This is a genomic window from Paenibacillus cymbidii (genome assembly GCF_004764705.1).
GTDB classification, from domain to species: domain Bacteria; phylum Bacillota; class Bacilli; order Paenibacillales; family NBRC-103111; genus Paenibacillus_AN; species Paenibacillus_AN cymbidii.
This window is the reverse complement of the sequence record NZ_SHLX01000022.1, coordinates 119,181-137,503: the sequence shown is the minus strand read 5'-3', so window position 1 is coordinate 137,503 and position 18,323 is coordinate 119,181. Positions and strand designations below refer to the sequence as shown.

Genomic DNA, 18,323 nt, shown 5'->3' with positions numbered 1-18,323 from the left:
TCAGTACCAGTTGGAAGGATGGTGGGCGGGCATGGCTTATTCCGTGATGATCGTGGAGGATGAAAGGAGAATATTGCGGTACATCCGGAACAAGCTTGCCGGCTATGCCGAATTCGACGTTTGCGGCTGCTTCGACGATCCCGAGCAGGCGCTGAGCGCGTTCGGCGAGCTGCAGCCGGAGGTCGCTTTTCTCGATATCCGCATGCCGCGGATGACGGGAGTGGAGCTAGCCGAGCGGCTGCTCGTCATCAAGCCCGATATCCGGATCGTGTTTATGACCGCTTATGAACATAGCGCTACCGAGTCGCTTCGCGGCCGGGTCATCGATTCGATATTCAAGCCGGTTGTCGGCGAAGATATTCAGCGAGTCATTCGCTTACTGGGCCCGACCTTCCCTGAAAGCACATAGCGAGCCGCAAAGAGTCGAAAAATCATACAGAACGGGGAGCACCCACACCAAGCCAATGATTATAGTCGAAAAATCATACAGAATGAGCAGCAACTCGCACGAATATCGTTTTAACTAATGGTAGATTATATATTTACAACGCCGCTCACTTCGCCAGGCCGCCGCGCAGCGCCAGCACGACCGCCTGCGTCCGGTCTTCGCAGCCGAGCTTCTGCAGGATGCGGTGCACATGCGACTTGACCGTTCCTTCGGCGATATACAGCTTGCGCGCGATTTGGTCGTTGCGCAGGCCATACGCCATCTCCTGCAAAATCTCCCGCTCCCGTTCGGTCAGCGGCTCGGCCAAGCTCGGCGTCGCTTCCTGCGCCGCTTCCGCTCCCGCGGCTTGGGCAACGTCCGCCGCAGCCCTCCTCAGCGCCAACGCCGCATGGCCCGATTTGTACACCGCTTCGCCGCGGCAGGCGGCGCGAACGGCGCCCAACATCTCCTCCACATCCGCATCCTTCAGCAAAAAGCCCACAGCGCCCGCGCGAATGCTTTCGTAAATGTAGTCCTGGTCGTCGAAAGTGGTCAGAATGACCATTTTCGTTTCCGGCTGCGTTTGCCCGATGGCCCGAATCGCTTCAATGCCTGTCATCCTCGGCATCTGCACATCCATCAAAATGACGTCCGGGCGCAGCCGCCCGGCCAACTCGACCGCCTCGACGCCGTCCGCGGCTTCCCCGACCAGCTCCAGATCGGCTTGCAGCCCGATGACGTAGGCGAATCCTTGGCGGATCATCGTCTGGTCGTCGGCTAGCAGCACGCGTATTTTGGATGGCAATGTCACGTTACATCTCCTCCTTCGGCGCCGGAATCGTTGCCGTCAGCTCGAAGCCGTGCGGCGCAAGCCGCCGGTAGCTCAAGCTGCCTTGATGCGCTTCGAGTCTGGCTTTCATCACGTTCAATCCGAAGCCTGCGCTGATCGGCTGCCCATCGCTTTCGCCGTTGTCGCGTATGCACAGAACGAGCAGGTCCGCTTCCTTTTCGAGCGACACATCCACCTGTGTTGCCCGGGCATGGCGAATGACGTTGGTGACCGCTTCCTGCAGCACGCGAAACAACGTTTCCCCGGCTTCGGCGCCAAGCTCGTCGTCGCTCAGCCCGCAACGAAACGTGCAGCCGATGGCCGCCGACGTCTCCGTTCGCATCTGCAGCGATTTCATTGCGGCGATGGCGGGAAACGAGCGGTCGTCCGCCAGCGCGTGAACGGAGATGCGAATATCCTGCAAGCCGCGGCGGGCAATGTCCAGCATGTCGTCGACCGATTGCCGCGCCTGTTCGGGGTTTTCCTTCAGCTTGTAGCGCAGCGCCTGCAGCTGCACGATCAGCGACGAGAAGCTGTGCCCGGCGGCATCGTGAATATGGCGGGCGATTCGCGTCCGTTCTTCGAGCACCGCGTTTTTCATCGTGGCCGCGGTAGCTTCCTGCAGCTGCCCGTAAGCGACCCGCAGCTCGGCCAAATGCCGTTCGTTGGCGGCATGGAACTCGTTGCGCTGGATGCGGTTGCGGATGAAAAAGTAAAGCACGACGGCCGAAACGACGAAGGAAAGGAAACTGAACAGATCCGCGTGGCCGAACCGGTAATAAAGCGCCGCCATCACGATCAGCACGGTGATTGCGGGATGCAGGCTGCGTGCAAACGACAGGCGAAGCGCCGCGGCGAACAGCACAATGGCGATGAAGTACAGCAGCTTTATTTCGTCGTAATAAAAGATGGCGCATGCGCTCTCCGCAGCCAGCAGCAGCGCGGCGACTCCGAGCCGTGGTTTGGTCCGCCACGACGGCGGCGCGAACAGGATGGCGGTGAAGGTGGCCCATATCGCGAGATGCAGCGCGATCCTGGCGGGCGGCCCGGCAAACAGCCGGTTGGCATCCGTCAAAAAGAAGAAAAGGGCGACGCTGGCAAACGGTTTGCCGTATGGACGACGCTTCATCGGTTTCCCACTCCCCGTTTCTTCCTTATCCGTTTTACGTGGGCATTGCATCTTCATTTTAGCTTGTCCATTCGGCAGCGTACAACGCCAACCGGTCCGGTTGCCCGAATTTCTATCTGCAGATATAGACGCGGCCGCGGCACAATCGATCTCCGGCTAGACGAGCCGCGGCTGCATTTGCCGTATGATGGTGGCAAACGAAACGAAGGAGAGAGAAACCATGAACATACAAACGATCGTCATGCTGCTGTTGGCCGGTTGGATCGGCTACCGGATTTATTTGCGGGTAAAGCGGACATTCGTCTGGCAGCGGCTGAGCCAAAAGAAGTTGCGGACGAGCGTCTATATTTTCGGGGCGGTCGGTCTGCTTTTTTTGCTCGAGGGGGCGTTTCATCCGGTCAGTCTGGTGTCCGATATCGTCGGCCTGGCGGCAGGCGCATTGCTGGCGGTTGCCGGTGCCGCCTTCACCCGGTTCGAGCGGCGGGACGGCCTGGCGCATTACCGGCCCAGCGCATGGATCGGCGGCGCCGTCACCATGTTGTTCCTCGGCCGGCTGGCGTACCGCTTCTACACGGTGTTCGCGGCGGACGGCTCCGCGCAGCATTTGGGCGCGGCCGAACGGCTGACGGCGATGGGCAGCGGCTGGACGTCGGGGCTGATGCTCGTCATGTTCGCATACTACGTCGTGTACAATGTGCTGCTGATGCGCCGGGCGGCGACGGAAGTGGTATAATAGCGGCAAAAGAAACGTTTGCGGAAGAAAGCGGGATGGATGCATGCTGTTGCAGTGGTTTCGCCCTCACCCCCGGCTTGGCGCCTATGTCGACAGCTTGTTGCTGCAGGAAGACTTCGCTTCCGTCAATTTCGCCAATCGTCAACCGGTCAAAGTACTGCCGTCCGCGCTGGCGGTGATCGGCATTCAATACGGCAGTCCGATGAAAGCGATCGGTCCCCGCCATACGGAGCTGCTCGGGACGAGCGGCATATCGGGACTGCAATCGACGTTCCGCGAATATGTCGCCACCGGCGGAATCGGCACGATTATCGTCCGGTTCAAGCCGGGCGGCTTGGCCGCCTTCACGCCGTATGCGGCCGATGAGTTTCAGGATGCGAATGTCGGGCTGGAGCTGCTGTTTCCGCGGCGGCTCGTTGCCGACATGGAAGAGCGGCTGCGGGAAGCGGCAACGGCTGCCGAACGGATCGACATTGTGTGCGGCTTTCTGCTGGCCTTGCTTCGGGAGCCGCGCGCTGCCGACGCCTGGCTGCCGGATGCGGCCGAACATATTCAGCGGCATCGCGGGCTCGTTTCGATCGAGCAACTCGCCCGGCACTACTATGTCAGCCGGCGCACCTTGGAGCGGCGCTTCAACGTCATCATCGGACATACGCCCAAGAAGTTTGCCGGCATCGCCCGCTTCCAGCACGCCATCCAATTGAAAAAATCGGGCAGCGGCTACCTGGATATCGTGGAAGCGTGCGGCTTCGCCGATCAGGCGCATTTTGTCCACGAGTTTCGCACGTTTGCGGGCAGCAGCCCCGAGGCGTTTTTTCGCCGGGCCCGGCAGCCCGAACTGGCAGCTACGTTCAATGAAGCCGCCGCTGCCGATACGGGCGTTTCCCAGACGATGTATCAGTAACCATTCCCGCTCTGCCCGGCCGCTCGGATTGTCGCATTTTTACAAGGAGCTTGCCGCCCGGGTCCTGTACAATGACGTCAGATTCCGAATCGAGAAGGAGATGACGTCCGATGACCGTCAACGAAATGCCGCCCGTCGGCAGCGAATATCCGTTTCCATCCAGGTATGCCGAAATCAACGGCAGCCGGCTGCATTACATCGAACAGGGTGTCGGCACCCCGATTGTCATGCTGCACGGCAACCCGACCTGGTCCTACATGTACCGCAACATTATTCCGTATTTGTCCCCTAACGCAAGATGTTTGGCGGTCGATTTGATCGGCATGGGGCTTTCCGCCAAACCCGATATCGGCTACACGTTCCGGGAGCATGTCGACTACATTGGCAAGTGGGTCGATCGACTGGAGCTGCGCGATTTTATTGTGGTTGGGCACGACTGGGGGGCGACGGTCGGCTTGCAGCTCGCATCCGAACGCCCGGACCGGGTGCGCGCGGTGGCGATGCTGGAGCCGCAGGCGCTGGTGCCGAAACCGTCGTGGGCGCAATTTTCGCCGCCGGAATCGGAAGGATTGTTCCGCACGCTGCGCGATCCCGAAGCGGGCTGGCCGTTCATGCGGGACAACAATGTGTTCGTCGAAGGAATGCCGCGCATCATCGTCAACCGGACGTTTACGCGCGAGGAGCACGAGCGGTACCGGGAGCCGTTCCGCAATCCCGCCGACCGCAAGCCGATGTGGGTATTCCCGAACCAGATTCCGATCGGCAGCGAGCCGGCGGAAGTGGCGCAAGCGGTGGAGGAGCGCAATCGTTGGCTCACGGCGACGGACATTCCGAAGCTGCTCCTCTACGCGACGCCGGGCTGCAGCGTGCGCGAGCCGGAGCTTGCCTGGTGCCGGTCGCAGCTTGGGCAATTGACGCTGGAGCACATCGGCCGCGGCTTTCACCATTTGACGGAGGAGAATCCGCATGCGGTAGGCGAGGCGCTGCGCCGCTGGTTGGTTGCCATGGAACGACCGGCGTAAGGTCAGTCAAGCGATGCGAAAAAGCGTTCGACGAGCCGGTTGAACGCGTCCGGCGCGTCCGCATTGGCGCAGTGGCCGGCGCCCGGTACGAGCGCGTAACGCGAGTGCGGTTCGAGCTCGTGCAGCCGGGCGGCCGCCTCGCGGGCCAGCGGCAAATCGTGTTCGCCGACGACGATCAGGAGCGGGTAAGGCACGGGGGCCGGATTCGGGCGGTAATACCGGCTTGTGCCGGCCATGGCGGGAAACGAGCGGAAACGGAAACGGCCGATTCCTTGCGCGAACAAGCTTCGTCCTTCTTCCGTGGCGCAGGATACGGAAACGACATATCGTTTGAATCGTTTCATGGACGCGAGCATGTAGAACGACCACTTGATTCCTTCCTTGCGCTGGGCTTTGACGATGCGTTCGTAATCCTTGTGGATGGAGTATCCTCCGACGATCGCGACGCTTCTCGTCAGTTCCGGATATTCGGCGGCGAACGCTTGCGCCGCGAGCGACCCGAGCGAAACGCCGAGCAGATGGCAGGCGCCCAGGCCGTGTTCGTCGACAATCGCGCGTATGATGGCCGGCACATCGGCCATGGTTATCTTCGAGCCTTTCGTCAAATTGTTTCCATGCCCCGGCAAGTCCAGCACGACCAGGCGGTACGAGTTTCGGAAGCGCTCGATTTGACTTGCGAACAGCGTATGATCGGCAAATGCCGCATGAAGCAGCACAATCGTTTCCTTCCGACCGTCGTCGATCAAACGGTAGTGGAACGGATAACTTTTTACTGTTACTTGCCGCAATGTTTGCGTCAGAGTCGTCATTTTCCATCTCCTCCAATTCCAATTTTATCATATCCTGCAGATCGACAGAACGGTTGAAACACTCCGCCGCCGATTGTGCGGCACCGGTTTTTGGCATATATTGAGTATGTCAATCGAAGGAATTGTTCGTACAGAGGAACGGTGAAGAAATGCCGAAGCTGTTAGTGGTGGACGACGATTTGCATATTCGCGAGCTGATCCGTTTTTATTTGGCGGACGAAGGATTCGAGGTGGCGGAAGCCGGCAACGGGGAAGAAGCGTGGCGGGCGATCGAAGCGCAAACGCCCGATCTTGTCGTGCTCGACATCATGATGCCGAAGATGGACGGGTGGGAGCTGTGCCGCCGCATTCGCGCCTATGCCGACATTCCGATTCTGATGATTACGGCCAAAAGCGAGACGGATCACCGGATCAAAGGATTCCGGCTCGGCACGGACGACTATTTGACCAAGCCGTTCGATCCGACGGAAATGGTGCTGCGGGTGAAAGCGCTGATGAAGCGGTACCGGATCGCCACCTCCGGCCAAATCGCGCTCGGCGACCTGATCCTCGACCGCACGACCTTCCAGATCGTCGACCGCCGGATGAAAAGCAGCCTGACGCTGCCGCTGAAGGAGTTCGAGCTGTTGTACCGGCTGGCCAGCTATCCGGGGCAGGTGTTCACCCGCAGCCAACTGATCGACGCCATCTGGGGAGCCGATTACGAAGGCGACGAACGGACGGTCGATGTGCATATCAAAAGGCTGCGGGAGCGGTTCGAGGCGCACGAGTCGGCGTTTCGCATCGCGACGCTGCGCGGGCTCGGTTACCGGCTCGAGGTGAGCCGTGATTAAGTCGCTTAACGTCCGCGTCGTGCTGGTGTTTATCGGGGCGGTGCTGATCAGCCTGATCGTCGGTTTTTCCGTGTCCGGCCGTTTCTATATCCCGAAAGTCATTTCGCTGGTTGAACAGGATACGACGGCTAACGGCGAACGGCTGCTGCAGCTGCTGGAGCAATCGCCGCAAGACGATTTGCGTATGTATATGGAACAGGCATCGGCGCTCACCAATTACCGGATCGAAGTGTACGACGCCGCCAAACGGCTCGTGTTCGACAACCGCGAAGGCTCCGATTCCATCCTGAAAGGAAATTCGTCGGATCCGATCCAGATCGTCCTGGACGGAGAAGTGTTCAGCGGCTTGTCGGACGCGGGGGAAAAACAACGCGGCCCCACGATCCTGCTTGTCGGATTGCCGTTCGACTTTCACGGCGGCCATTACGCCATGTTTCTCAAGCCCCGGATCGGGACGATTCTCGAAGTGATTCGCGGCGTTATTTTGACGATACTGGTTATCGTGCTGCTCGTCGGCAGCCTGCTCATTCTGATCGCCGCCCGTTATGTCGTCCGACCGGTGCGCGTGCTTACGCAGGCGACGCGGAAGCTGGCGGCCGGCGACTTCGACATCGACGTGCAATCGAATCGCCAGGACGAAATCGGGCTGCTGTCGAACAGCTTCCACCATATGGCGATGGAGCTGAAGACGCTCGACCGGATGCGTACGGACTTCGTCAACAACGTCTCCCACGAAATCCAGTCGCCGCTCACCTCCATCTCCGGCTTTACGAAGGCGCTCCGCCGCATGCAGGTCGACGAGGCGCAGCGCGAGCGCTACCTGGCGATCATCGAAGAAGAGAGCGAACGGTTGTCGCGCATCGGGCAAAATTTGCTGCGGCTGTCGCTGCTGCAAGCAGGCCGCCAGCGGGTCGAGCCGCGGAAGTTTGCGCTGGACGAGCAGCTGAGGCACATCGTCATCGCGCTCGAGCCGCAATGGCGCGGGAAGCGCATCGACGTCGAGCTGGCGCTGGAAGAAGCGACGGTGGAGGCCGACGAGGATTTGCTGCGGCAAGTATGGACGAACCTGCTGCAGAATGCGATCAAGTTTTCGCCGGAAGGCGGGTTTGTCCGGCTGACGCTGGCGGCTGACGCCGATCGCGCCGTCGTTGCGGTAGCCGACAACGGCATCGGCTTCGAGGAAGAGGAGCAGGCGCGCATCTTCGCGCCATTCTACAAGGTCGACCGCTCGCGCGACGCCGCCGTGGCGGGCAGCGGGCTTGGGCTGTCGATCGCCCAGCGGATCGTCGAGCTGCACCGCGGCACGATTGTCGCCCGCGGCGAACCGGGCAAGGGCGCCAAATTGAACGTTTCGCTTCCGCTGCGTTACCGGGCGTAAGCGGGACGTTTTTTTTGCCCGCCCCTGTTCATACTGAGTTCAAATTCGCTTGGTATTCTCCAACTAAACAGGGAGGAGAATGCAAGTGAGCTACTTAAGTCGAATCAGTTTGAGGAACGGCACGGCCGTTATTATTTTGTGCCTGCTGGTGACGCTGCTCGGGTTTTATTCCGCCGGGCAAATCAAGCAGGAGACGTTCCCGGACGTGACGTTTCCGGCCGTATTCGTGCAAGCGTCCTACCCGGGCGCTTCGACCGAAGAGATCGAAGACGGCGTCACGAAGCCGATCGAACAAAGCTTGCAAGGGATCAAAGGCTACGACGCGCTGACAAGCACAACGCAGGAAAACGGCGCGAGCATCTTCATCCAGTTTCCGTTTGGCGAAGATATGGACAAGGCTACATCCGCGGTGGAAGCCGCCGTCTCCAAAGTGCGCGTGCCGGATCGGGCGAGCGTCAACATCCAGCGGCTGTCGATCAATGCGCAGCCGATTTACGTCGCTGCCGTTTATTCGGACGGCGGCGACAGCGCGGCGCTGCAGCAGCGGCTGGAGAGCGACGTTGTGCCGCAGCTGGAGAAGCTGAACGGCGTCAGTTCCGTCGAAGTGCGCGGCACGAAAACGGAAAGCTTGCGCATCGTCGTCGACAAGGAACGCGCCGCGGCCAAAGGCATAACGCTGAACGCGGTCCAGAGCGCGATTCAGGCGCTGAACTATGCGGTGCCGCTCGGTTCGGTCAGCCAGGACGATACGACCATCCCGATCCGGCTGTACGGGGCGGTGGCCGGCGTCAGCGAGATCGAAAACCTGAAGCTTGCGCCGGGCGTAGCCGCAGCGGCCGGACAAGCGGGAGCGGCTCGCGCCGCCGAACCGGTGCGTTTGGCCGATATCGCCAGCGTGACGACCGTGTCCGAACAGAACGAAGTGTCCCGCTTCAACGGCAAAGAAAGCTTCGTGATCCAGGTCGTCAAAAACCAGGACGCCAATACGGCCGACGTGTCGAACGAAGTCAAGGATTTGCTGGCGACCTACGGCGGGGCAGGCGGCCTGGACGTTCACGTCATCAGCGACCAGGGCGTCGAAATCGAGCACTCCGTCTCCGGATTGATTCGCGAAGGGGCGTATGGCGCACTGTTTTGCGTCATTATCATCTTCCTGTTCCTGCGCAACGTGCGCGTGACGATCATTTCGATCCTGTCGCTGCCGATCTCCATCTTCGCCACGATCGCGCTGCTGCATCAGATGGGCTACAGCCTGAACATCATGACGCTCGGCGGCATCGCCGTGTCGATCGGGCGGATCGTCGACGACAGCATCGTCGTGGTCGAGAACATATACCGCTGGCGGCAGACGCAGGGCGCCGGTCTGAAAGGCAAGGAGCTTGCTTTCCGCGCCACGAAAGAAGTGATCAACGCGGTGGCTTCGTCCACGCTGGCGATGGTTGTCGTGTTCCTGCCGCTGGCGTTCGTGTCGGGCATTATCGGCGAATTTTTCCGCCCGTTTGCCGTGTCCGTCGTCATTTCGATTCTCGTGTCGTTGTTCGTTTCAATGATGCTGATTCCGGTGCTCGGCGCGAAATTTTTCAATAAAGTAAAAGGCCATGGCAAAGAAGGCGCGCTCGTCCGCTGGTATGAACCGGTGCTGCGCGGCGCCCTGAAGCGCAAGGCGCTCGTGATCCTCGTTGCCGCCGTGCTGCTGGTCGGGTCGCTGGCGACGATTCCGCTGCTCGGCGTGTCGTTCCTGCCGTCCGGTTCGGCGCAATCGCTGAGCATCACGGTGACGCTGCCGCCGCAAAGCACGATCAAACAAACGAGCGACGCCGCCGCCAAGGCGGAAAGCTTCCTGCAATCGGCGCAAGGGATCGACAACTACCAGGTTTCCGTCGGCACCGGCGGCGGTCGCGGCCGCGGACCGATGCAGCTGATGGGCAGCAAAACGAACGTAGCAACGATCAACGTTACGCTGCAAGAGGGGGCCGATGCCGAGGCGCTGATCGAGGCGGCGAACAAGGAAGTGCTAGCCGCGGTGAACGCCGTGGCGCCCGGCTCGACGGTCGACGTCAAGGAAGCGGCCGGCGAAGGGCCGCCAACCGGCAACAACGTCGACGTCAGCCTGTACGCTTCCGATACAGCTGCGCTGGCGCAGGCGGCGGGGCAAGTGGAGCAGGCGATGCTGGCGCACGCCGATCTGAAAGACATTACGAACAATCTGAAAGACGTGACGCCAAAATGGGAGCTGACCGTCAATCAGTCCGGTCGGGACGCGAACGTATCCTCTTTCCAGATCATGCAGGCGGTCAGCGAGCAATTGCGGCCGATCGATGCCGGCACGTACGTGCTTGACGGCAAGGAGCGCGATTTGACCATCGCCTATGCGCAGCCGATCAAGAGCAAGGCCGAGCTGGAGAGCGTAACGATCGCTACCCAGGCAGGGCCAAAGAAGCTTGGGGAAATCGCCACTGTCAGCGAAAAAACGGCCCCCGTCGCAATCAATCACGACGAAGGCAAAATGTATGCCAAGGTGAGCGGCACCGTCAAAGGAGACAATACGGCGGCGGTGACGAAGCAAGTGAAGCGGGAGATTGATGGCTTGACGCTGCCGGCGGGAGTGGAGCTCAAAATCGGTGGCGGCCTGGACATGATCAACAGCGGGTTCCAGAGCATTTTGCTGGCGATGGCCGGCGCGATCGGCCTCGTCTTTCTGGTCATGAGCGTCACGTTCGGCGGCTTGCGCACCCCGCTGATTATTTTGTCCTCACTGCTGTTCGTGCCGGTCGGGTCGCTCGGCGGCCTGCTGGTAACCGGACAATCGCTGTCGATGAGCGCCATGATCGGCATGCTGATGCTGGTCGGCATCGTCGTGACGAACGCCGTCGTGCTGCTCGACCGGGTGGAGAAAAACGCCCGCACCGGCATGGAGCTGAAGGAAGCGATCGTGGAAGCGGGCAAAACGCGGCTGCGTCCGATTCTGATGACCGCCTGCGCCACGATACTGGCGCTGCTGCCGCTTGCCTTGTCGCAATCGTCGACGAGTCTCATTTCCGGCGGTCTGGCCGTCACTGTCATCGGCGGCTTGACGACGTCGACGCTGCTTACGCTCGTTTTTGTCCCGGTGCTGTATCTGATTACGGGCCGCAAACGCAAATTTGCCGAGGAAGAATCGTTTTGACGCGGGACGCGGGTTGACTAATCGGCGCCAACAGGTTATGATTCAGTAAATTACTAATTTACTAAATCAAGATTTTGGAGGCAACGATTCCGATGAAAATCCCGACAACGTTAAAGCATAAACCTGTCATCGTCTCCGATAATTACGGCCAGATCGACGGCAGGTACGCGAACCATACCGACGCCCAGGGGCTGTCGCTCGGCCTGGCGCAGTGGAATGACAGAGGCAAGGTTGACATTTCGGCCAAAGTTTGGCGCTATACCGGGGAGAAGTGGTCCCGCCAGTCGGAAGAGCTGCCGCTTCACCGCGTGCTCGACCTTTCCATTCTCGTGTGCAGAAGCTTGGCTCATTTCCAGGATGCGTACCGTTACGAGCATTTATACGATCCCGAGAAGCCGGTCATCGACCGCGTCGGTTTGCAGGGTAGCGCGATGACTGTAGCGGTATGCACGGACAACGAGAAGATCAACGAAGACATCAAGCTGTTCAGCCAGGCGCTGAGCGACGACCATGAGCTGATCGGCGAGCGGCTGCGCACGCTTTCGGCGATTTTGAAGGAACTCGGCTACTGAAGCGGCAGCTGGAATGGGAGGGCAACGAGATGGAAACGGGCAAGCAGCGGAAAAAAGAATTGGCCGCGGCCTACACGCAAACGATCCGGCCGGTGGGCGTGTACCAGATTCGCAATACGGCGAACGGGAAAGTATGGGTCGACGGCACGATGGATTTGGGCGGCGCAAGCAATCGGTTCGACTTCATGAAACAAACGAACATGAATACGATATTCGAACTGAGGGAAGATTGGAAGACGTTCGGTTCAAGCTGCTTCGTGTTCGAAGAGTTGGACCGGCTGAAGCCGAAGGAAGAGGCGGCCGGCGATCCCGGCGAGCGGGCCAGGCTGCAGGGCGAGCTGGACGTGCTGCTGGCCTTGTGGCTTGACAAGCTTCAGCCTTACGACGACAAAGGATATAATAAACGTAAACGGCAGTAATTGGCATATTAGCGGAAGCCGGGCCCGGAGAGCCCGGTTTTTTGTCGGAATATGGAAGGAAAACCGCGGGGCTATAACCATCTCGCATATAGTCAATCAATAATTCTGATAAGGATTGTCGCCATTTTACTTTATAATGAAGCGTAGACATACTTGCGCTCTCATCGCGCCCGACAATGTATGCATATCAAACAAAAGGTTCGAGGTGGTCATCTTTGCAGCTTCACGTGACAAACAGTCCGTTTCGACAAGAGCAAGCCGATCTGCTTAACCGCTTGCTGCCCGAGTTGACCGAAGCGCAGCGCATGTGGCTGTGCGGGTATTTGGCCGCTTGGTCCGGCAGTTCTGCTTCGGCGGAAACAGGCGCGGCATCGCTCTCCGCCGCCGCGCTGGCCGTGGCGCCATCTCCCGCCGCTGCGCCGGCTGTCGCCAGCGTACCGCAGGAAGCGACGATTCTGTTCGGCTCCCAAACCGGCAACTCGCAGCGGCTCGCCAAAGAGCTGAAGCGCAAGCTGGACGAACAGGGCGTTCAGACGACGCTGTCGTCGATGAGCGATTACAAACCGGCCAATTTGAAAAAAACGCGCAACCTGCTGATTGTCGTCAGCACGCATGGCGAAGGCGATCCGCCGGACAACGCGCTGACGTTTCACGAGTTTGTGCTGGGCAAACGCGCGCCGCAGCTGGAAGATTTCCGGTTTTCGGTGCTGGCGCTCGGCGACAGCTCCTATGAGTTTTTTTGCAAGACGGGCAAAGATTTCGACCAGCGCCTGGAAGAGCTTGGCGGCAAACGCCTTGCGCCGCGCGTCGACTGCGACGTCGACTACGACGAACCGGCGGCGGCCTGGATCGCCAGCGTCGTTGACGCTTTCCGCGCTACCGGCGGCGCGACGGCTTCGGCCGCACCGGCTGCCGCGGCTGTCGGCACGGCGGCTGCGACGTCTGCGTACTCGCGTTCCAATCCTTTCTACGCCGAAGTGCTCGCGAACGTCGATTTGAACGGACGCGGCTCGCAGCGGGAAACGCGCCATCTCGAGCTTTCGCTCGAAGGCTCGGGACTTTCGTTCGAGCCCGGCGATTGCCTCGGCATTTATCCGGAGAACCATCCCGAGCTTGTCGATCGGCTGATCGCCGCGATGGGCTGGCAGGCGGAAACGCCTGTCGTAGCGAACAAGAACGGCGACAAAGCGTCGCTGCGCGAAGCGCTGCTGCGCCATTACGAAATTACCGTGCTGACGAAACCGCTGCTGGAGCAGGCGGCGAAGCTCGGCGGCGGCGACGCGCTGCGCGATTTGCTGCAGCCGGAGCGCGAGCATGAACTGCGCGCCTACCTGAAGGGCCGCGACTTGCTCGATCTGGCGCAAGACTTCGGGCCATGGCAAGTGGCCGCGGCGGATTTTGTCGCCATTCTGCGCAAGCTGCCGGCGCGTCTGTATTCGATCGCCAGCAGCAGCAAGGCGAATCCGGACGAAGTCCATGTGACGATTCGGGCGGTACGATACGAAGCGAACGGTCGCGAGCGGTTCGGCGTCTGCTCCGTGCACAGCGCGGAACGGCTCCTGGAAGGCGACAAGATCGCCGTTTACATCAACGAAAATCCGAACTTCAAACTGCCGGCAGATCCCGAAGCGCCGATCATCATGATCGGACCGGGCACCGGTGTAGCGCCGTTCCGTTCGTTCCTGCAGGAGCGCGAAGAGACGGGAGCGGCAGGCAAGTCGTGGCTGTTCTACGGCGACCAGCATTTCCTGACCGATTTCCTGTACCAGATCGAATGGCAGAAGTGGCTGAAGGAAGGCACCTTGACGCGCATGGATGTTGCGTTCTCGCGCGATACGGACCGCAAGGTTTACGTCCAGCACCGCATGCTGGAGAAGAGCCGCGAGCTGTATGAATGGCTGCAGCAAGGCGCTTATGTGTACGTTTGCGGCGACGAGAAGCATATGGCGCACGACGTTCACGCCACGCTCGGTCAAATTCTCCAAAGCGAAGGCGGTCTGTCCGCGGAGCAAGCGGCGGCCTATTTGACCGACTTGCAGCAGCAGAAGCGCTACCAGCGGGACGTTTACTAAACAGAACGAAAGCGAGGTGCCCTCTTCGATGGCCCATCATAAACCGCTCCCGCCGCAAGGCCCGCCGAGCGATGTCGAAGACATCAAAGTCCGGAGCAACTACTTGCGGGGGACGCTTGAGGAAAGTTTGCTCGATCCGATCACCGGAGCGATTTCGCACGACGACAACCGGTTGATGAAATTTCACGGCAGTTATATGCAGGACGACCGCGATTTGCGCAACGAGCGGCAGAAGCAGAAGCTTGAGCCCGCTTACCAGTTCATGCTGCGCGTCCGCGCCCCGGGCGGCGTCGTGACTCCGGAGCAATGGCTCGTGCTGGACGGCATGGCGCAGAAATACGCCAATGGCCAAATCCGGCTGACGACCCGCCAGTCGTTCCAGTTTCACGGTATTCTGAAGTGGAACATGAAGAGCTCCATCCGCGAAGTCAACGACGTCCTGCTGACGACGCTTGCCGCTTGCGGCGACGTCAACCGCAACGTCATGTGCAACCCGAACCCCTACCAGTCGGATGTGCACGGCGAAGTATACGCATGGGCATCGAAGCTTAGCCAGCATCTGGAGCCTGCAACGAAGGCTTATCACGAAATTTGGCTCGACGGCGAAAAAGTGCTTCCGACCGAAGAAGAAGGCAAAGAGGTCGAGCCGATTTACGGCAAAGTGTATTTGCCGCGCAAATTCAAAATCGGCGTTGCCGTCCCCCCGTCGAACGATGTCGACGTGTTTTCGCAGGATCTCGGGTTGATTGCGGTGTTAGGTGGCGACAACAAGCTGCTTGGCTTTAATGTTGCGGTAGGCGGCGGCATGGGCATGTCGTACGGCGATCCGAAAACATATCCGCAGCTTGCCCGCGTCATCGGCTTCTGCAGGCCGGAGCAGGTGCTCGAAGTGGCCGAGAAGACCGTTATGATCCAGCGCGACCACGGCGACCGTTCCGTGCGCAAGCATGCCCGCTTCAAATATACGATCGACGACCGCGGCATCGAGTGGTTCATCGAAGAATTGCACGAGCGGCTCGGCTGGAAGCTCGAAGCAGAGCGTCCCTACAAGTTCGATCACAACGGCGACCGCTACGGCTGGGTCAAAGGCAACAACGGCAAGTGGCACCTGACGCTGTTTCTCGAGAACGGGCGAATCAAGGACGAAGGCAGCGCCCGGCAAATGACCGGCCTGCGCGAGATTGCCCGCGTCCATACCGGCGATTTCCGGCTGACGCCCAATCAGAACCTGATCATCGGCAACGTCACGACGCAGAAGAAGAAAAAAGTCGAAGCGCTGGTCCAGGAATACGGACTGACCGGCGGCGAGCACAACTCGGTGCTGCGCAAGAGCTCGATGGCATGCGTCGCGCTGCCGACCTGCGGCCTTGCCATGGCGGAGTCGGAGCGTTATATGCCCGATTTGCTCGGCAAGCTGGAGCCGGTTTTGGCCGAAGCGGGCCTCGGCGACGAATCGATCGTCATTCGCATGACGGGCTGCCCGAACGGCTGCGCGCGGCCGTTTCTCGGCGAAATTGCCTTCACCGGCAAAGCGCCGGGCAAATACAACCTGTATTTGGGCGCCGGCTTTGCGGGCGACCGGCTGAACAAGATGTACAAGGAAAACATCGGCGAAGAAGAAATTTTGTCCACCTTGACGCCGATTATTAATCAATATGCGCAGGAGCGGCACGACGGCGAGCATTTCGGCGATTTCGTCATCCGCGCCGGCATTATCGGCAAAACGTACGACGGCACCAATTTCCACGATTGATTTTCCGTTCCGGCGGGCAGCCGCGGCGACATTCGCTGCGGCTGTTTTGCCGTGCGCCGTATTGACATCAAATTGGACGAATGGTATAAAAAAAGAGAGACTGGCACTCAAACATCGAGAGTGCTAATAACGGATCGCAAGGAGAGACCACAATGGAGAAAAAGCCGTTTCAGGCCGAATCGAAACGACTGCTCGAAATGATGATCAACTCGATTTATACGCAGCGGGAAATTTTCCTCCGCGAGCTGATTTCGAACGCCAGCGACGCGATCGACAAAATTTATTACAAAGCGTTGACCGACTCGAATCTCACGTTCGACAAGGACAGCTACTTCATCAAGGTGACGGCCGACAAAGCGAAGCGCACGCTCACGATTCGCGACACCGGCATCGGCATGACGAAGGAAGAGCTGGAGAGCAACCTCGGCGTCATCGCGAAGAGCGGCTCGCTGGCGTTCAAGAAGGAGAACGAGTCGAAGGACGGCCACGACATCATCGGCCAATTCGGCGTTGGCTTCTACTCCGCGTTCATGGTCGCCGACGAAGTGACGGTCGTCAGCCGCGCCCTGGGCGAAACGCAAGCTTACCGCTGGCATTCCACCGGCGCGGACGGCTATACGATCGAACCGGCCGAGAAGGACGAAGTGGGCACCGAAATTACGCTGCAAATCAAACCGAACGGCGAAGAGGACAACTACGACGAATTTCTCGAAGAATACCGGCTGAAGGCGATCATCAAGAAGTATTCCGACTTCATCCGTTATCCGATCAAGATGGACGTCACCGCAAGCCGCAAGAAGGAAGACAGCGAAGACGAGTACGAAAGCTACACCGAAGAACAGCGCGTCAACAGCATGGTGCCGATCTGGCGCAAAAACAAAAGCGAGCTGAAAACCGAAGACTACGAGCAATTTTACGCGGAGAAGCATTACGGCTTCGACAAGCCGCTTAAGCACCTTCACCTGAGCGTCGACGGCGCCGTATCGTACAACGCGATTCTGTTCATCCCGGAAAACATGCCATTCGACTATTACTCGAAGGAATTCGAGAAGGGGCTGGAGCTGTACGCAAACGGCGTGCTGATCATGAACAAGTGCGCCGACCTGCTGCCGGACCATTTCAGCTTCGTCAAAGGCATGGTCGATTCCGAAAGTCTGTCGCTCAACATTTCGCGCGAAATGCTGCAGCACGACCGCCAACTCAAGCTGATCGCCAAAAACATTGCAAACAAAATCAAAAGCCAGTTGCAAAGCATGCTGAAGGACGAGCGCGAGAAATACGAAACGTTCTACAAGGCGTTCGGCCGCCAGCTGAAATTCGGCGTCTACAACGAGTACGGCATGAACAAGGATGTGCTCCAGGATTTGCTGCTGTTCCACTCCTCGAAGGAGAAGAAGCTCGTTTCGCTTGACGAATACGTCTCGCGCATGCCGGAAGAGCAGAAGTACATTTATTATGCCACCGGCCCGTCGATCGAACGCATCGACAAGCTGCCGCAAACCGAAGTGGTTGCCGACAAAGGCTACGAGATTCTTTACTTCACCGACGATATCGACGAATTTGCAATCAAAATCCTTACTTCCTACAAGGAAAAGGAGTTCAAGTCGGTTTCGAGCGGCGATCTCGGCATCGACGCTGACGCGAATGAGAAGACGGATGACGAAACAGGCAAGGAAAACGAGGATTTGTTCGAGCAGATGAAGACGCTGCTGGCCGGCAAGGTGAAAAGCGTCAAAGCGTCGAAGCGGCTCAAGTCGCATCCGGTCTGCTTGTCCGCGCAAGGCGATCTGTCGATCGAGATGGAGAAAGTGCTGAAAATGATGCCGAGCGGCCAGGATGTGCAGGCGGAGAAAGTGCTCGAAATCAACGTGAACCATCCGGTGTTCGTTTCGCTCAAGGACGCGTTCGAGAAGGACAAGGAGAAACTCGGCCTCTATACGGCGCTGCTGTACAACCAGGCGCTGCTGATTGAAGGCTTGCCGCTTCAGGATCCGGTCGAATTCACGAACGACATTTGCAAAATTATGGTGTAGAGGCTCCCGCCTGCCCCCCCCCCGGAATCGGGGGGATTTTTTTGAAAAATCGCCATTTACCGGGAAGGTGAGGGCGGTTGTTGTTCGTTTTTACGAACATTTGGCGTCGTTGTGACGGGCAAACAAGATTTTATTTCGAAAAATGATGGAAAACGGAGCCGCATTCTTGTAAATTGGCGGAAGATCATTCAAAATAGTAATCATCTGTGTGTTCGTTTGTTTTCGCAAATATGAGAGCGCTTTG

The 18,323-nt window shown here is 59.1% G+C and carries 15 protein-coding genes; 12 read left to right on the top strand and 3 right to left on the bottom strand.

Features of this window, described 5'->3' with window-relative positions; all coding sequences use genetic code 11:
* Positions 1-31 precede the first annotated feature (31 nt).
* A complete protein-coding gene (locus EXY20_RS26260; protein WP_135555096.1) occupies positions 32-409 on the top strand; it encodes a LytR/AlgR family response regulator transcription factor in 378 nt (125 codons plus the stop codon).
* A gap of 145 nt (positions 410-554) precedes the next feature.
* Here the strand turns inward: EXY20_RS26260 and EXY20_RS26255 are convergent, their stop codons facing one another.
* Together EXY20_RS26255 and EXY20_RS26250 are read right to left on the bottom strand one after the other, a co-directional pair.
* A complete protein-coding gene (locus EXY20_RS26255; protein ID WP_135555116.1) occupies positions 555-1,190 on the bottom strand; it encodes a response regulator in 636 nt (211 codons plus the stop codon).
* Positions 1,191-1,239: 49 nt separating this feature from the next.
* On the bottom strand, positions 1,240-2,385 hold the full coding sequence (locus tag EXY20_RS26250) for a sensor histidine kinase (protein WP_167859535.1): 1,146 nt from the start codon (positions 2,383-2,385) through the stop codon (positions 1,240-1,242).
* 220 nt (positions 2,386-2,605) lie between these two features.
* Between EXY20_RS26250 and EXY20_RS26245 the strand changes: the two genes are divergently transcribed.
* The 3 genes from EXY20_RS26245 to EXY20_RS26235 all read left to right on the top strand — a co-directional run bounded on the left by EXY20_RS26245 (position 2,606) and on the right by EXY20_RS26235 (position 5,044).
* Positions 2,606-3,118 carry a hypothetical protein gene (locus EXY20_RS26245; protein WP_135555094.1) on the top strand — a complete coding sequence of 171 codons (513 nt, stop codon included), beginning with the start codon at positions 2,606-2,608 and terminating at the stop codon, positions 3,116-3,118.
* Between the two features lie 43 nt (positions 3,119-3,161).
* Positions 3,162-4,022, top strand: coding sequence for a helix-turn-helix domain-containing protein (locus EXY20_RS26240; RefSeq protein ID WP_135555093.1), 861 nt, complete (start codon positions 3,162-3,164; stop codon positions 4,020-4,022).
* Positions 4,023-4,132: 110 nt separating this feature from the next.
* On the top strand, positions 4,133-5,044 hold the full coding sequence (locus EXY20_RS26235; RefSeq protein ID WP_135555092.1) for a haloalkane dehalogenase: 912 nt from the start codon (positions 4,133-4,135) through the stop codon (positions 5,042-5,044).
* Positions 5,045-5,046: 2 nt separating this feature from the next.
* Here EXY20_RS26235 and EXY20_RS26230 read toward each other — a convergent pair whose 3' ends face one another.
* Positions 5,047-5,853, bottom strand: a complete 807-nt coding sequence (locus tag EXY20_RS26230) for an alpha/beta fold hydrolase (protein ID WP_135555091.1) — start codon at positions 5,851-5,853, stop codon at positions 5,047-5,049.
* 149 nt (positions 5,854-6,002) lie between these two features.
* Here EXY20_RS26230 and EXY20_RS26225 point away from each other — a divergent pair, with 149 nt between their 5' ends.
* The 8 genes from EXY20_RS26225 to htpG all read left to right on the top strand — a co-directional run bounded on the left by EXY20_RS26225 (position 6,003) and on the right by htpG (position 18,079).
* Entirely contained in the window at positions 6,003-6,686 is a 684-nt protein-coding gene (locus tag EXY20_RS26225) for a response regulator transcription factor (protein ID WP_135555090.1), read from the top strand.
* Positions 6,679-8,064, top strand: coding sequence for a sensor histidine kinase (locus tag EXY20_RS26220; RefSeq protein ID WP_135555089.1), 1,386 nt, complete (start codon positions 6,679-6,681; stop codon positions 8,062-8,064). Before EXY20_RS26225 ends, EXY20_RS26220 begins: the two co-directional genes overlap by 8 nt.
* 85 nt (positions 8,065-8,149) lie before the next feature.
* Entirely contained in the window at positions 8,150-11,230 is a 3,081-nt protein-coding gene (locus EXY20_RS26215; protein WP_167859534.1) for an efflux RND transporter permease subunit, read from the top strand.
* Positions 11,231-11,322: 92 nt separating this feature from the next.
* Complete coding sequence (locus tag EXY20_RS26210; RefSeq protein ID WP_135555087.1) at positions 11,323-11,802, top strand: DUF6530 family protein; 480 nt, start codon at positions 11,323-11,325, stop codon at positions 11,800-11,802.
* Positions 11,803-11,831: 29 nt separating this feature from the next.
* Entirely contained in the window at positions 11,832-12,221 is a 390-nt protein-coding gene (locus EXY20_RS26205) for a GIY-YIG nuclease family protein (RefSeq protein WP_135555086.1), read from the top strand.
* Positions 12,222-12,436: 215 nt separating this feature from the next.
* On the top strand, positions 12,437-14,293 hold the full coding sequence (locus EXY20_RS26200; protein WP_135555085.1) for an assimilatory sulfite reductase (NADPH) flavoprotein subunit: 1,857 nt from the start codon (positions 12,437-12,439) through the stop codon (positions 14,291-14,293).
* 28 nt (positions 14,294-14,321) lie between these two features.
* Entirely contained in the window at positions 14,322-16,046 is a 1,725-nt protein-coding gene (gene cysI, locus EXY20_RS26195; RefSeq protein ID WP_135555084.1) for an assimilatory sulfite reductase (NADPH) hemoprotein subunit, read from the top strand.
* A gap of 152 nt (positions 16,047-16,198) precedes the next feature.
* Positions 16,199-18,079 carry a molecular chaperone HtpG gene (gene htpG / locus EXY20_RS26190; protein WP_135555083.1) on the top strand — a complete coding sequence of 627 codons (1,881 nt, stop codon included), beginning with the start codon at positions 16,199-16,201 and terminating at the stop codon, positions 18,077-18,079.
* Positions 18,080-18,323: the final 244 nt, after the last annotated feature.

Bases quoted from the DNA above. Each gene is read 5' to 3' on its own strand.
- EXY20_RS26260 (WP_135555096.1), top strand. From the start codon at position 32: ATGGCTTATTCCGTGATGATCGTGGAGGATGAAAGGAGAATATTGCGG.
- EXY20_RS26255 (WP_135555116.1), bottom strand. From the start codon at position 1,190: ATGATCCGCCAAGGATTCGCCTACGTCATCGGGCTGCAAGCCGATCTG.
- EXY20_RS26250 (WP_167859535.1), bottom strand. From the start codon at position 2,385: ATGAAGCGTCGTCCATACGGCAAACCGTTTGCCAGCGTCGCCCTTTTC.
- EXY20_RS26245 (WP_135555094.1), top strand. From the start codon at position 2,606: ATGAACATACAAACGATCGTCATGCTGCTGTTGGCCGGTTGGATCGGC.
- EXY20_RS26240 (WP_135555093.1), top strand. From the start codon at position 3,162: ATGCTGTTGCAGTGGTTTCGCCCTCACCCCCGGCTTGGCGCCTATGTC.
- EXY20_RS26235 (WP_135555092.1), top strand. From the start codon at position 4,133: ATGACCGTCAACGAAATGCCGCCCGTCGGCAGCGAATATCCGTTTCCA.
- EXY20_RS26230 (WP_135555091.1), bottom strand. From the start codon at position 5,853: ATGACGACTCTGACGCAAACATTGCGGCAAGTAACAGTAAAAAGTTAT.
- EXY20_RS26225 (WP_135555090.1), top strand. From the start codon at position 6,003: ATGCCGAAGCTGTTAGTGGTGGACGACGATTTGCATATTCGCGAGCTG.
- EXY20_RS26210 (WP_135555087.1), top strand. From the start codon at position 11,323: ATGAAAATCCCGACAACGTTAAAGCATAAACCTGTCATCGTCTCCGAT.
- EXY20_RS26205 (WP_135555086.1), top strand. From the start codon at position 11,832: ATGGAAACGGGCAAGCAGCGGAAAAAAGAATTGGCCGCGGCCTACACG.
- cysI (WP_135555084.1), top strand. From the start codon at position 14,322: ATGGCCCATCATAAACCGCTCCCGCCGCAAGGCCCGCCGAGCGATGTC.
- htpG (WP_135555083.1), top strand. From the start codon at position 16,199: ATGGAGAAAAAGCCGTTTCAGGCCGAATCGAAACGACTGCTCGAAATG.